The organism is Streptomyces cyslabdanicus, from assembly GCF_052663305.1.
Window position 1 is genome coordinate 20,062 of record NZ_JBQRUW010000022.1, and the last position, 14,009, is coordinate 34,070.

At 71.8% G+C, this 14,009-nt stretch carries 11 protein-coding genes; all 11 read right to left on the reverse strand.

What is annotated here, in order from left to right; all coding sequences use genetic code 11:
* Nucleotides 1-117 precede the first annotated feature (117 nt).
* Nucleotides 118-1,356 carry a serine hydroxymethyltransferase gene (gene glyA, locus ACTYVM_RS14120; protein ID WP_445526287.1) on the reverse strand — a complete coding sequence of 413 codons (1,239 nt, stop codon included), beginning with the start codon at nt 1,354-1,356 and terminating at the stop codon, nt 118-120.
* Between the two features lie 641 nt (nt 1,357-1,997).
* The gene (locus ACTYVM_RS14125; RefSeq protein WP_400029147.1) at nt 1,998-2,630 is read right to left on the reverse strand and encodes an arsenate reductase/protein-tyrosine-phosphatase family protein; all 633 of its coding nucleotides are present in this window, start codon (nt 2,628-2,630) and stop codon (nt 1,998-2,000) included.
* Entirely contained in the window at nt 2,627-3,274 is a 648-nt protein-coding gene (locus ACTYVM_RS14130) for an L-threonylcarbamoyladenylate synthase (protein WP_400029146.1), read from the reverse strand. Before ACTYVM_RS14130 ends, ACTYVM_RS14125 begins: the two co-directional genes overlap by 4 nt.
* 52 nt (nt 3,275-3,326) lie before the next feature.
* Nucleotides 3,327-4,166 carry a peptide chain release factor N(5)-glutamine methyltransferase gene (gene prmC / locus ACTYVM_RS14135; RefSeq protein ID WP_400029238.1) on the reverse strand — a complete coding sequence of 280 codons (840 nt, stop codon included), beginning with the start codon at nt 4,164-4,166 and terminating at the stop codon, nt 3,327-3,329.
* A gap of 95 nt (nt 4,167-4,261) precedes the next feature.
* Nucleotides 4,262-5,329 carry a peptide chain release factor 1 gene (gene prfA / locus ACTYVM_RS14140; protein WP_445526288.1) on the reverse strand — a complete coding sequence of 356 codons (1,068 nt, stop codon included), beginning with the start codon at nt 5,327-5,329 and terminating at the stop codon, nt 4,262-4,264.
* A 117-nt stretch (nt 5,330-5,446) separates the two neighbouring features.
* Nucleotides 5,447-5,671, reverse strand: coding sequence for a 50S ribosomal protein L31 (gene rpmE / locus ACTYVM_RS14145; RefSeq protein ID WP_445526289.1), 225 nt, complete (start codon nt 5,669-5,671; stop codon nt 5,447-5,449).
* Nucleotides 5,672-5,910: 239 nt separating this feature from the next.
* Nucleotides 5,911-7,050 carry an LCP family protein gene (locus ACTYVM_RS14150; RefSeq protein WP_445526290.1) on the reverse strand — a complete coding sequence of 380 codons (1,140 nt, stop codon included), beginning with the start codon at nt 7,048-7,050 and terminating at the stop codon, nt 5,911-5,913.
* Between the two features lie 446 nt (nt 7,051-7,496).
* On the reverse strand, nt 7,497-9,515 hold the full coding sequence (gene rho, locus ACTYVM_RS14155; RefSeq protein WP_445526291.1) for a transcription termination factor Rho: 2,019 nt from the start codon (nt 9,513-9,515) through the stop codon (nt 7,497-7,499).
* Between the two features lie 416 nt (nt 9,516-9,931).
* Nucleotides 9,932-10,861, reverse strand: a complete 930-nt coding sequence (thrB, locus tag ACTYVM_RS14160) for a homoserine kinase (protein WP_445526292.1) — start codon at nt 10,859-10,861, stop codon at nt 9,932-9,934.
* A gap of 574 nt (nt 10,862-11,435) precedes the next feature.
* A complete protein-coding gene (gene thrC, locus ACTYVM_RS14165; RefSeq protein ID WP_445526293.1) occupies nt 11,436-12,494 on the reverse strand; it encodes a threonine synthase in 1,059 nt (352 codons plus the stop codon).
* A 6-nt stretch (nt 12,495-12,500) separates the two neighbouring features.
* Nucleotides 12,501-13,793 carry a homoserine dehydrogenase gene (locus ACTYVM_RS14170; protein ID WP_400029140.1) on the reverse strand — a complete coding sequence of 431 codons (1,293 nt, stop codon included), beginning with the start codon at nt 13,791-13,793 and terminating at the stop codon, nt 12,501-12,503.
* Nucleotides 13,794-14,009 lie beyond the last annotated feature (216 nt).

Here is a 14,009-nt window from a genome sequence, read left to right on the forward strand (position 1 = left end):
GGCCTTCTCAGCCCCACACCCTAGCGACGCAGGCATATGTATGGGGACTTCCGGGTAGCGACGATGGTTGCACGTGTGGCTGTGTACGGGTTTGTACGCCCGTTCCGCCACCCCGTCTCAGCCGGGATACGGCGGAAACCGGCCAGTGAGTTCGCGCACGTCCTCACGCGCGCTCGCCCCGTCGACCTCGCCGCGCAGCACCTTGCCGAACAGGACGGCTATCCGCTCCATCTCCTGCTGGCCCATGCCCTGGGTGGTCACCGCTGCGGTGCCCAGGCGCAGTCCGCGGCCGTCGGCGTGCGGCAGCGCGCAGCAGTCGAGGACGATACCGGCGGCTGCCAGTCGTCCGCGCGCGGCGCGTCCCTCGACGCCGAGCGGCGCCGGGTCGGCGGTGATCAGGTGGGTGTCCGTGCCGCCGGTGGTGACGGCAAGGCCCTCCGCGGCCAGCCGGGCGGCGAGGACGCGCGCGTTGGCGACGACCTGGTGGGCGTAGGCGGCGAAGGCCGGGGTCGCGGCCTCGCCGAACGCCACGGCCTTGGCGGCAATGGTGTGCATCTGGGCGCCTCCCTGGGTGAAGGGGAAGACGGCGCGGTCGACGCGCTCGGCCAGCTCGCCGCCGCACAGGAGCATCCCGCCGCGCGGCCCGCGCAGCACCTTGTGGGTGGTGGCGCACACCACGTCGGCGTACGGCACGGGGTTGGGCGCCGCCTTGCCGGCGACGAGCCCGATGGGATGGGCCGCGTCGGCGATCAGGTAGGCGCCGACCTCGTCGGCGACCGTGCGGAAGAAGGCGTAGTCGATGTGGCGCGGGTAGGCGATGGAGCCGCACACGATCGCCTTGGGCCGGTGGGTGCGGGCGAGCGTGCGGACCTGCTGGTGGTCGATGAGTCCGGTCTCGGCGTCGACGCCGTAGCCGACGAAGTCGAACCAGCGGCCGGAGAAGTTCGCGGGCGAGCCGTGCGTGAGGTGCCCGCCGTAGGGCAGGCCGAGGGCGAGCACGGTGTCGCCGGGCCGCAGCAGCGCCGCGTAGGCGGCGAGCACCGCGGAGGAGCCCGAGTGGGCCTGCACGTTGGCGTGTTCGGCGCCGAACAGGGCCTTCGCCCGGGCCACGGCGAGGCGTTCGGCGACGTCGACGATCTCGCAGCCGCCGTGGTGCCGGGCGCCCGGGTAGCCCTCGGCGTACTTGTTCGCCAGCACCGAGCCGAGCGTGGCGAGCACCGCGGGCGAGGTGAAGTTCTCCGCCGCGATGAGCTGGAGCGTCGTCGACTGCCGGTCGAGCTCACCGAGCAGGACGTCGGCCAGTTCGGGGTCCTGCCGCCGCAGGAGATCGGCCTCGAGAACGGGGATGACCGACATGTCGCGCTCCGGACGGTCGACGTTGACGTACGTCCAATGTAGGCCGCCCCACCCCACCCCGCGCGGCTCCTTACGCCGTCACGACTACCCCTGCGGCCGACAGGGTGCGGCAGGTTCGGTGGGTCCGCCTCGGCCGGTGGGGGGGTGACGCGGCTCACGGCGACGGCGGCTCCGGCGCCGGTTCGCGGGCGTCTGGCGGCCCGGGAGCTCGTGGACGACTCCAGGTCCGCCGGCGGGCCTGCCGATCCGGTACACACCGGCTCAGGGCCCCTGAAGGGGCGACCGGGGCGCACCGGCCCGTGGGCGTCCGCCGCTCGGTATCACTCTCGGAGCCCCGCCACGACGCCGCGTCGGGGACACGGCCTCCGAGCCGGGACACGACCTCCGAGCCGGGACACGACCTCCGAGCCGGGACACGACCTCCGAGCCGGGACACGGCCTCCGAGCCGGGACACGGCCTCCGGGCCGGGGCACGGCCTCCGGATCCGGTGCGCGGCCTCGACACGGCCTCCCGGCCCGCACGCGCGGGGGGTCTACGGGACTCGGGCGGGCACACCCGGTCCGAGGCCGGGCGGCTGCGGCGGAGCCGGCGGCCGGCCGCGGGGCCCGCGTCGAGACCCGTCGGCGGCGAGGCCGGTGTGTCAGGCTCGGGTCGGGACGCCTGTCAGGGCCGTGACCACCGGGTCCAGGGCCTGGTGTATCTCGTCGCCGACGGAGCGGAAGAACGTCAGGGGGGCACCGTAGGGGTCGTAGACCTCGTCGGCCTCGGCCGTCGGGGCCAGGAGCCACCCGCGTAGAGCGGCGGCGGCACGGACCAGGGCGCGGGCGCGTTCGACCACGCCGTCCTCCAGCGGCGGCAGCGTGGCCGGGTCTATCGCCCTCACCAGGCGGGTGAACTCCTTGAGCGTGAAGGTGCGCAGACCTGCCGAGTGGCCCATGGAGATGACCTGGGCACGGTGGTCGAGGGTCGCGGTGAGCACCAGGTCGGCACGGATCACGTGCTCGTCCAGCAGTTCCCGGCCGGTGAAGCCGGAGGCGTCCGCGCCGAAGTCGGCCAGCACCGCCTCCGCGTTGGCCTCCATCGGCGCGCCCTCGTGACCCCAGGTGCCCGCGCTCTCCACGATCAGCCCGCCGCCCCGCGGATCCCCGAGCCGGTCCGCCACGAAGTGCCGGGTCAGCCGCTCGGTGATGGGCGAGCGGCACACGTTGCCGGTGCTGACGTGCAGGATGCGGAAGGTGTCGCCTATGCCACGCCCCGCGTCAGGGGCCGTCAATTCGCCACCTCGAGGTCGGGTACCACCTTGCGCAGCTCCTCCGGCGACAGGGCGCCCTCGCGCAGCAGCACGGGCACCTTGCGGGTGACGTCGACGATGGAGGACGGGACGTTGCCGGGGGTCGGGCCGCCGTCGAGGTAGACGGAGACGGAGTCGCCGAGCATCTCCTGCGCGGCACCGCAGGTCTCCGGCGCGGGATGGCCGGTCAGGTTCCCCGACGACACGGCCATCGGGCCGACCTCCGTGAGCAGTTCGATGGCGACCGGGTGCAGCGGCATCCGCACGGCGACCGTGCCCCGGGTGTCCCCGAGGTCCCACTGGAGGGACGGCTGGTGCCGGGCGACCAGCGTCAGCGCGCCCGGCCAGAAGGCGTCCACGAGTTCCCAGGCCATCTCGGAGAAGTCCGTGACCAGACCGTGCAGCGTGTTCGGGGAGCCGATGAGGACGGGGGTGGGCATGGAGCGGCCCCGGCCCTTGGCGGCGAGCAGGTCGGCCACGGCCTCCGCGGAGAACGCGTCGGCGCCGATGCCGTACACGGTGTCGGTGGGCAGCACCACGAGTTCGCCCCGGCGGACGGCGGACGCCGCCTCGCGCAGACCCGTCACGCGATCGGTGGCGTCGTTGGTGTCGTATCGCCGTGCCATTGTCAGCGGACCTCCTCGTACACGTACTGCTGGTTAGAAGTGCTGATGGGGGTCACGGCAGCGCCTTGCGGGCGGTGGCGAACCGCGGCCGGTTGTTGAGGTCGGGGTGGTCGGCGGCGTCGGCCCAGCCCCGCTCCTCGGTGAAGATCCACGGCACCTGTCCGCCCTGGGTGTCGGCGTGCTCGATGACGACGACTCCCCCGGGCCGCAGCAGCCGGTGCGCGGTGCGCTCGATCCCGCGGATCAGGTCGAGGCCGTCCTCCCCGGAGAACAACGCCAGCTCCGGGTCGTAGTCGCGGGCCTCGGGTGCGACGTACTCCCATTCGGTGAGCGGGATGTACGGCGGGTTGGAGATGACGAGGTCGACCTGGCCGTCCAGGTCCGGGAACGCCGTCCGGGCGTCGCCCTGGCGCAGGTCGACCCTGGACCCCTCCGTGTTCTTGCGGGTCCACTTCAGGGCGTCCTCGCTCAGCTCCACGGCGTGCACACGCGAACGCGGCACCTCCTGGGCGAGGGCGAGGGCGATGGCCCCCGAGCCGGTGCACAGGTCGACGATGCACGGCTCGACGACGTCCATGGCGCGTACGGCGTCTATGGCCCAGCCGACCACGGACTCGGTCTCCGGCCGGGGCACGAACACCCCGGGCCCGACCTGGAGTTCCAGGTACCGGAAGTAGGCGCGTCCGGTGATGTGCTGGAGCGGCTCGCGCTGCTCGCGCCGGGCGATGACCTCCCAGTAGCGGGCATCGAAGTCGGCGTCCTTCACGGTGTGCAGCTGGCCCCGCTTGACGCCGTGCACGAACGCCGCGAGTTCCTCCGCGTCGGTGCGCGGCGAGTCGACGCCCGCGTCGGCCAGCCGCTGGGTGGCCTGCGCCACCTCCGCGAGCAGCACGCTGCGGGGACTCGGGGGCCGCCCCCCGGATTCTTGCTGCACGCTGGTCCTCCGTTGGTGCTCGTACGTGCGCACGTCCCGCGTGCGCACGAGTCTTACGCGGCCGCGAGCTTGGCGGCCGAGTCCGCGTCGACGCAGGCCTGGATCACCGCGTCCAGTTCGCCGTCCAGTACCTGGTCCAGGTTGTACGCCTTGAACCCGACGCGGTGGTCCGAGATGCGGTTCTCCGGGAAGTTGTAGGTGCGGATCTTCTCGGAGCGGTCGACGGTGCGGACCTGGCTGCGGCGGGCGTCGGCGGCTTCCCGCTCCGCCTCCTCCTGCGCCATGGCGAGCAGCCTGGAGCGCAGGATACGCAGCGCCTGCTCCTTGTTCTGCAGCTGGCTCTTCTCGTTCTGGCAGGAGGCGACGACTCCGGTGGGCAGGTGCGTGATGCGCACCGCGGAGTCGGTGGTGTTGACGGACTGGCCGCCGGGCCCGGAGGACCGGTAGACGTCGATGCGGAGGTCGCCCGGGTTGATCTCCACGTCCACCTCCTCGGCCTCGGGGGTGACCAGCACACCGGCCGCGGAGGTGTGGATACGGCCCTGGGACTCGGTGGCCGGCACCCGCTGCACGCGGTGCACCCCGCCCTCGTACTTCAGCCGGGCCCACACGCCCTGGCCGGGCTCGGTCTGCCCGCGGGTCTTCACCGCGACCTGGACGTCCTTGTAGCCGCCCAGCTCGGACTCGGTGGCGTCGATGATCTCGGTCTTCCAGCCGACCCGCTCGGCGTACCGCAGGTACATGCGCAGCAGGTCGCCGGCGAACAGGGCCGACTCGTCGCCGCCCGCGCCCGCCTTGATCTCCAGGATGACGTCCTTGTCGTCACTGGGGTCGCGCGGGACGAGCAGGAGGCGCAGCTTCTCGGTCAACTCCTCGCGCTGCTGCTCCAGCTCCTTGACCTCGGCCGCGAAGTCGGGGTCGTCCGCGGCGAGTTCGCGCGCGGTGTCGATGTCGTCGCCGGTCTGCTTCCAGGAGCGGTACGCGGCGATGATCGGGGTGAGCTCGGCGTAGCGCTTGTTGAGCTTGCGCGCGTTGGCCTGGTCGGCGTGGACCGACGGGTCGGCGAGCTGCTTCTCCAGGTCGGCGTGCTCGGCGACGAGTTCCTCGACGGCCTCGAACATCTTTCGGCTCCTGTACTGCCGGTACTGCTGGGGTGGGGGAAGGCGGGCGACCAAAAACGCCGGTCCCGGCGCACCCCGCGGCGGGGGCACGGCCGTGGACCGGCGAAAAGGGGCTCGCTACTTCTTGGAGCCGGCGGCAGCCTTGCCGAAGCGGGCCTCGAAGCGGGCCACACGGCCACCGGTGTCGAGGATCTTCTGCTTGCCCGTGTAGAACGGGTGGCACTCGGAGCAGACCTCGGCACGGATGGCGCCGGAGTCGATGGTGCTGCGAGTGGTGAACGACGCGCCGCAGGTGCAGCTGACCTGCGTCTCGACGTACGCGGGGTGGATGTCGCGCTTCAAGGTGTCTCCTATGTTCCGGGAGGGCGCCGGGTCGCAGCCGCGGGATGCGGAGCGTGAACCGGAGCCGACGTACCAGTCTGCCAGGACTGGGGCCATCCACCCAAACCGGGGGGTGGGGTCGGGTATTCCCCGCGGGTCCCCGCGGGGCTGTGGGGGTTTTCCGCGTGCCGGGGGTGCCACTTGTTCACCATGGGCGGGCGCGGGTCGTTCGTGGCTTGTCGCGCAGTTCCCCGCGCCCCTCAGGGTGCGCTCACCACGCCCTTGGCCTTGCCGGTGGCCGTGCCCTCGGTGGCCGCCTTGGGGATGGGCTTGTCGTCCCTCAGGGCGTTCCAGACCTGCTGGGCCTTGTCCTTCTGCACGAGGACGCGGTTGGGGTTCGCCGGGTCGTACTGCACCGGCATCGTGACCATGGTCATGTGGGAGGAGCTGATGCCCTTCAGGCCGTCGGCGAAGGCGATCAGGGAGTTCACCGAGCCGAGGTCGGAGTCGGCGGTGACGGCCTTGGTCGCGGTGTCGGCGAGGTCGTAGAGCTTCTTGGGGTTGGTGAGGACGCCGATGTGCTTGACCTGGTCGGCCAGCGCCTTGACGAAGGCCTGCTGGAGCTGGATACGGCCGAGGTCGGAGCCGTCGCCCACACCGTGCCGGGTGCGGACCAGACCGAGGGCCTGCTGTCCGTCGAGGGTGTGTGTGCCGGCCTTGAGGGCGAGGTGGCTCTTCGGGTCGTCGATGTTCCTCGTCGTGGTGACCTGGACTCCGCCGAGATCGTCGATGAGCTTCTGGAACCCGCTGAAGTCGACCTCCAGGTAGTGGTCCATGCGCAGGCCGGTCATCGACTCGACGGTCTTCACCGCGCAGGCGGCGCCACCGACGGAGAACGACTCGTTGAACATCGCGCCGTGCGCCGCCGCGTGCCTGCCGCCCTTGGCGTCGGTGCACTCGGGGCGGTCGACGAGGGTGTCGCGCGGTATCGAGACCACGCCGGCCTTCTTGTGGCCCTTGTAGACGTGCACGATCATCGCCGTGTCGGAGCGGGCGGTGCCGTCGTCGGCGCCGCCGCCGAGCTTCTTGTTGCCGCCGGAGCGGGTGTCGGAGCCGAGGACGAGGATGTTCTCGGAGCCGTTGTCGGCCTTGGTGGGCCGGTCGCCACCGAGGGCCTGGTTGATGTCGACCGTCCTGAGGTTGCCGTTGAGCTTGAAGTAGAGGACGCCCGCTCCCGCGCCGCCGAGCACGACGATCCCCGCGGCGGTCCAGGCCAGGACCGTCAGGGCCCTGCGCCGCCCGGTGGGGGGCTTGCGACGGCGGCCCTTGCCGCGGCGGCGGGGCCCGGTGTCGCCGGTCTCCCCTGGTATGCCCGGTCCTCGCGTGCTGTCGGCAGGCATGCGCTCCTCGGCTCTCGCGTCTGCGGTCGGTTAACCCCCTGCGGTCGGGGTCGGGCCCCGGTCGGTTCTCGGTCGGTGAGACCCGTACCGCACTATCGTCGCTCCTCCGGTCAGACGGGGGAACTCGGGAAAGGGTTGCACAACGCTGCGTGTCCACCCCATACGGACATAGCCACCATGCACCGCTGTGTACCAGTTGGTAACCCCGCTCACCTGCGGTGACGCCGGGCCGGGCGACGCCGTGGGGGTCGAGGGGAGGCGCGGAGCCTGTGGCGAAGGTCTCGCGGGGACCGCAACAGCCTCACAGGGACCGCAACAGCCACGCAGGGACAGCAACAGCCACGCAGGGTCCACAACGGCAGAAGGCCGCCCCCCTGAGACAGGGGGGCGGCCTTCGCTGCGCCTCTTACCGGCTTGCCCGGCGTGCCGGTAACCCGGCGAAACGACTAGTCGCCGTTGCCGGGAGTCGGCGTGGTCTTCTGGATCTGCATCAGGAACTCGACGTTCGACTTGGTCTGCTTCATCTTGTCGAGGAGCAGCTCGATCGCCTGCTGCTGGTCGAGCGCGTGCAGCACCCGGCGCAGCTTCCAGACGACGCCGAGCTCCTCGGCGCCGAGCAGGATCTCCTCCTTGCGGGTACCGGACGCGTCGACGTCCACCGCGGGGAAGATGCGCTTGTCGGCGAGCTTCCGGTCGAGCTTGAGCTCCATGTTGCCGGTGCCCTTGAACTCCTCGAAGATCACCTCGTCCATGCGGGACCCGGTGTCCACCAGGGCGGTGGCGAGGATGGTGAGCGAGCCGCCGTCCTCGATGTTGCGGGCCGCACCGAAGAACCGCTTCGGCGGGTACAGGGCGGTGGAGTCGACACCACCGGACAGGATGCGGCCGGAGGCCGGGGCCGCCAGGTTGTACGCACGGCCCAGACGGGTGATCGAGTCCAGCAGCACGACCACGTCGTGACCCAGCTCCACCAGGCGCTTGGCGCGCTCGATGGCGAGCTCGGCGACCGTGGTGTGGTCCTCGGCCGGGCGGTCGAAGGTCGAGGAGATGACCTCGCCCTTGACCGACCGCTGCATGTCGGTGACCTCTTCCGGACGCTCGTCGACGAGGACGACCATCAGGTGGCACTCGGGGTTGTTGTGCGTGATCGCGTTGGCGACCGCCTGCATGATCATGGTCTTGCCGGTCTTCGGCGGGGCCACGATCAGACCGCGCTGGCCCTTGCCGATGGGCGAGACCAGGTCGATGATGCGGGTGGTCAGGACGCCCGGGTCGGTCTCCAGACGGAGCCGGTCCTGCGGGTACAGCGGCGTCAGCTTGTTGAACTCCGGCCGCCCACGGCCGTGTTCGGGCGCCATGCCGTTGACGGAGTCCAGCCGGACCAGCGCGTTGAACTTCTCGCGGCGCTCGCCGTCCTTCGGCTGGCGGACCGCACCGGTGACGTGGTCGCCCTTGCGCAGGCCGTTCTTGCGGACCTGGGCGAGGGAGACGTACACGTCGTTGGGACCCGGCAGGTAGCCCGACGTGCGGATGAAGGCGTAGTTGTCGAGGATGTCCAGGATGCCCGCGACCGGGATCAGGACGTCGTCCTCGGCGATCTGCGGCTCGGAGACGTCGTCGCGGCCACGGCGGCCACGGCGGTCGCGGTAGCGGCCGCGACGGCCCCGGCGGCCGCCGTCGAAGTCGTCCCCGTCCTCGTCGGGCCGCTGCTGACGGTCCTGCCGGCCGCCGCCCTGCTGCTGGCGCTGCTGCTGGCCGCCCTGGCCCTGCTGGTCGTCGCCCTTGCCGCGGCGGTCGCGGTCACGGTCCCGACCGCGCTCACGGCGGTCGCGACGACGGCCCTCGCCGCCGTCACCGGCGTCGCCCTGCGACTGCTGCTGGGCCGGGGTCTCGCCCTTCGGCTCGGCGGCGACGGTCTCGGTGCTGCCCGCCGGGGCGCCCGCCTCGGCGGTGGCCCGGCGCCTGCGGCGCTCGGCCGGAGCGTCCTCTCCCCCACGCTCGCCGCCGCCGGCCGGCTGGCCGGGGATCTCGATCTGCTGCTGCGCCACGGACTTGGCGGGGGTCCCGGACTGCTCCGCCTCGTTCGAGGTCTTGGCTGCGGGGGCCTCGGCCGACTTCTTCGCGGGCGCGGCCTCCTCGCCCGTACGGGCCCGGGAGGTGCTGCGGCGCTTCGGCTTGGTCTCGGCGGCGTCCCCCGCGGCAGGCGCGGCCTTCGCGGCGGGGGCGCCCCCGGCCGCCTGCGCCTCCTTGATGACCTCGATCAGCTGGCTCTTGCGCATCCGCGCGGTACCCCTGATGCCGAGGCCGGATGCGACCTGTTGCAGCTCGGCCAGCACCATGCCCTCGAGGCCGGTACCGCGGCGCCGCCGGGAGCCGGCACCGGTGGCAGGCGCGGAGGCGTCCGTGGCGGGCGCGGCAGCGGTCTCCTCGACACGTGCGCCCATCAGATCGGTGGTGTCGCTCACGAAGGGTCCTTCCCTGGAGCGGACGTCGGCCTGTCTGGCTCGGCGACCGGTTGTGCTGTCCGGCTTCGGTCCTTGCTGGTGAACCGTGCCGGGGCGGTGGTCCGCCCAAAACGGCGGAAGAGATATCTGGTGATTGGCGCTTCCTCGACCATCAGCGGCACCGAGTGTCGCTGAGTCACGTGGCCTGGTCGCGCCGATTCCGGAGCGTGCCCGGTGGACCGCTCAGTGTGCGCATACGAGGTACTGCCCAGGTACGTCGTACACCACACAGTGCGGCGTGGGGGGCTCCCGGAGAAATGTCTGTCCCGGACGGGGACACGAAGCACCTCGCCATGGTGGGGTCGGGTGCAGACTTGAGGTTAACACTACCGGATCCAACAAACATTCCCCCTCTCGAAACCGGCGACAGCCGGCTTTCAGATCTCCGCGCCCGCCGCGAGCGGCAGTACGCAGGCTCCCTTCAGGTCGAGACTCAGCCGGTTGGCGGCCCAGTCGGCGCCCGCCAGTTGCTCCACCTTGTCGGCGGTGCCCGCGTCCGCGAGCGCCATGACCGTGGGTCCGGCGCCGGAGATGACCGCGGGAACGCCGTCCGCCCTCAGCCGCTCCACCAGCGCCGCGCTCTCCGGCATGGCAGGGGCGCGGTACTCCTGGTGGAGGCGGTCCTCGGTGGCCGGCAGCAGCAGCTCGGGGCGCCGGGTGAGGGCCTCGACGAGCAGGGCGGCGCGGCCCGCGTTGACTGCGGCGTCGACGTGCGGCACGGTGCGCGGCAGCAGGCCGCGCGCGGTTTCGGTGAGTACCGGCTTTCCCGGCACGAAAACCACCGGAACGATGGAATCGGAGGGCTCCATCCTGATGGCCCGGGCGGCTCCGGCCTCCATCCAGGACAGGGTGAACCCGCCCAGCAGGCAGGCCGCCACGTTGTCCGGGTGGCCCTCGATCTCGGTGGCCAGCTCGAGCAGCGCGGTGTCGTCGAGCCTGGCCTCGGCGCCTATGGTCACGGCGCGGGCCGCGACTATTCCGGCGCAGATGGCGGCGGAGGAGGAGCCGAGGCCGCGGCCGTGCGGAATCCGGTTGGCGCAGACGATCTCCAGGCCGCGCGGCTGTCCGCCGAGGACGTCGAAGGCGGTGCGCAGCGAGCGGACGAGCAGGTGCTTCTCGTCCCGCGGCAGCGTCTCGCCGCCCTCGCCGGCGATGTCGATGTGCAGCCCGGAGTCGGCCACCCGGACCACGACGTCGTCGTAGAGCCCCAGCGACAGGCCGAGGGCGTCGAAGCCCGGGCCGAGGTTGGCGCTGGTGGCGGGGACGCGCACCCGGACGGCGGCGGCGCGGAACGCGGGACCGGCCATCGCTCGTTGACTCTCCTTGAGCTGCGTGATGGTCGAATGACGATCGACAGGAACGGGGAGGACCCTCAGGCCGCGAAAGACGGCGGACCACCGCCACCTGCATGGGCGTGTGCGGCGGTCGGGTTGCCTACAGCCTATCGAAGGAAAGTTCAGTGGCGACATAGGGCGCACGGGAGGCGCACGATGCGTGTCGCAAGCCCCCTGTGCCACCCTCCTCCGATGTCCCTTGGCCAAGACGCCTCCACACGCCGCGCGGTTGCGTACCCGGCGCGGGGTGCGCGCGTTGCGCCGACCGGGCGAAACGCGGCGGGCGGGGCGTCGACGGCGGGGACCGCTGACGGGGACGTGGACGGCGGGGCCGCCGACCGGGCCGCGCTCAGGCACTCGGTGCCGTACGCGTCCGGCATCGGGAGGCCACCGCGGTCAGGCGGGCGATGACACACGGGCGACGGACGGCTGAACCGGCGACGCCCGACCGCCACCGGTTCGACCGGCGCCGGCCCGTGCGGGGCCGGACGCCGTCGGTCGTCGCGATCGCCGTCGACGGTACGGGTCGACGGTACGGGAGGTGCCGTCAGGCCAGGCCCAGGCGTTCGGCCGCCGTGGCCGCGTCGACCGGGACCGTGACCGGCTGGGGGGCGCCGGCGACGGCCCAGTCGGGGTCCTTGAGGCCGTTGCCGGTGACCGTGCAGACGATCCGCTGGCCGGGGTCGACCCTGCCCTGCTCGGCGGCCTTCAGCAGGCCGGCCACCGACGCGGCGGACGCCGGTTCGACGAAGACGCCCTCCTGCGCGGCCAACAACCGGTAGGCGCGCAGGATTTCACGGTCCGTGACCTCGTCGATGGCACCGCCGGACTCGTCGCGCGCGGCCAGCGCGTACGTCCAGGAGGCCGGGTTGCCGATCCGGATCGCGGTGGCGATGGTCGACGGGTCCTTGACGACCTCGCCGCGCACGATCGGCGCACTGCCGGAGGCCTGGAAGCCCCACATGCGGGGCGTCCTGGTGGCGAGGCCGTCCGCGGCGTACTCGCGGTAGCCCTTCCAGTAGGCGGTGATGTTGCCCGCGTTCCCGACCGGAAGGACATGGATGTCGGGCGCGTCGCCGAGCATGTCGACGATCTCGAAGGAGGCCGTCTTCTGACCCTCGATACGCACCGGGTTGACCGAATTGACCAGCGCCACGGGGTAGTTGTCGCTGAGCGCGCGGGCGAGCGTGAGGCAGTCGTCGAAGTTGCCGTCGACCTGGAGGATCTTCGCGCCGTGCACCAGCGCCTGACCCATCTTGCCGAGCGCGATCTTGCCCCGCGGCACCAGCACCGCCGAGACCATCCCGGCCCGTACGGCGTAGGCGGCCGCGGAGGCGGAGGTGTTGCCGGTGGAGGCGCAGATGACGGCCTTCGCGCCGTCCTCCTTGGCCTTGCTGATCGCCATCGTCATGCCGCGGTCCTTGAAGGACCCGGTCGGGTTCGCGCCCTCGACCTTGAGGTGGACCTCGCAGCCGGTGCGCTCGGACAGCACCTGCGCGGGCACGAGGGGCGTACCGCCCTCACGGAGCGTGATGACCGGCGTGCTGTCGGACACCGGCAGCCTGTCCCGGTACTCCTCGATGATTCCGCGCCACTGGTGGGTCATTGCTGCTTACTCTCCTTCAACCCGCATGATGCTGGCGACACCCCGCACGGTGTCGAGCTTGCACAGCGCCTCCACGGTCCCGCCGAGGGCGGCGTCGGAAGCACGGTGGGTGACGACGACGAGGGAGGCCTCACCGTCCTTGCCCTGCTGGCGCACCGTGTCGATGGACACCCCGTGCTCGGCGAACACGGTGGCGACCTGGGCGAGCACACCCGGTTTGTCGGCGACGTCCAGGCTGATGTGGTACCGCGTGACGACGTCCCCCATGGGCGACACGGTCAGCGCCGCGTACGCCGACTCGCCGGGCCCGGTGGCCCCGTTGAGCCGGTTGCGGCAGACGGCGACGAGGTCACCGAGCACGGCGGAGGCGGTGGGCGCGCCGCCGGCGCCGGGCCCGTAGAACATCAGCTGCCCGGCCGCGTCGGACTCGACGAACACGGCGTTGTAGGCGCCGCGCACGGAGGCCAGCGGGTGGGTGAGCGGAATCATCGCGGGGTGCACGCGCGCGGTGACGGACCCGCCGTCCTCGGCCCGTTCACAGATGGCGAGCAGCTTGATGGTGCAGCCCATCTCCTTGGCGGAGGCGAAGTCCGCGGCGGTGACCTCGGTCATGCCCTCGCGGTAGACGTCGTCGAGCCGTACCCGCGTGTGGAAGGCGATCCCGGCGAGGATGGCGGCCTTGGCGGCGGCGTCGAACCCCTCGACGTCGGCGGTCGGGTCGGCCTCCGCGTACCCGAGCGCGGTGGCCTCGTCGAGGGCTTCCTGGTAGCCGGCCCCCGTGGAGTCCATCTTGTCGAGGATGAAGTTGGTGGTGCCGTTGACGATGCCGAGCACCCGGTTGACCTTGTCCCCGGCGAGGGACTCGCGCAGCGGCCGGATCAGCGGGATGGCGCCGGCGACGGCGGCCTCGTAGTAGAGGTCCCTGCCGTTCGCCTCCGCGGCGGCGTGCAGGGCGGCCCCGTCCTGGGCGAGCAGGGCCTTGTTCGCGGAGACGACGGAGGCGCCGTGCTCGAAGGCGGTGGTGATGAGCGTCCGGGCGGGCTCGATCCCCCCGATGACCTCGACCACGACGTCGATGTCGCCGCGTTTGACGAGCGCGGTGGCGTCGGTGGTGACGAGGTCGGCGGGGACGCCCTCACGCACCTTGTCCGGGCGCCGCACGGCGACCCCGGCGAGCTCCACCGGGGCCCCGATCCTGGCCGCGAGGTCGGCGGCGTGCGTCGTCATGATGCGCGCCACCTCTGAGCCGACAACCCCACAGCCCAGCAGCGCCACCTTCAGCGGACGCGTACGCATCATCCGACCTCGTTTCCTCATACCGTCTTCGGTGGGACCAGTCTCACGCACCGGTCCGGGGTATCTGCTATTTGTCCGGAACGTGAGACGTTTATTTCATTTCCGCCGGCCGGGAAGACGGGAGATCTTCCGGCCGCGCCTCGGCGATGTCACCGTTGTTCGTCGTGGTCGCGTGGGGCCGTCGTGATCGCGTGGGGTCATCGTGAGCGCGTGGGGTCA

What these genes read in the sequence shown, in the direction of transcription:
- ACTYVM_RS14150 (WP_445526290.1), bottom strand. Translation starts at nt 7,050, where the DNA reads ATGCCTGCCGACAGCACGCGAGGACCGGGCATACCAGGGGAGACCGGC.
- prfA (WP_445526288.1), bottom strand. Translation starts at nt 5,329, where the DNA reads ATGTTCGAGGCCGTCGAGGAACTCGTCGCCGAGCACGCCGACCTGGAG.
- glyA (WP_445526287.1), bottom strand. Translation starts at nt 1,356, where the DNA reads ATGTCGGTCATCCCCGTTCTCGAGGCCGATCTCCTGCGGCGGCAGGAC.
- thrB (WP_445526292.1), bottom strand. Translation starts at nt 10,861, where the DNA reads ATGGCCGGTCCCGCGTTCCGCGCCGCCGCCGTCCGGGTGCGCGTCCCC.
- thrC (WP_445526293.1), bottom strand. Translation starts at nt 12,494, where the DNA reads ATGACCCACCAGTGGCGCGGAATCATCGAGGAGTACCGGGACAGGCTG.
- ACTYVM_RS14130 (WP_400029146.1), bottom strand. Translation starts at nt 3,274, where the DNA reads ATGGCACGGCGATACGACACCAACGACGCCACCGATCGCGTGACGGGT.
- ACTYVM_RS14170 (WP_400029140.1), bottom strand. Translation starts at nt 13,793, where the DNA reads ATGATGCGTACGCGTCCGCTGAAGGTGGCGCTGCTGGGCTGTGGGGTT.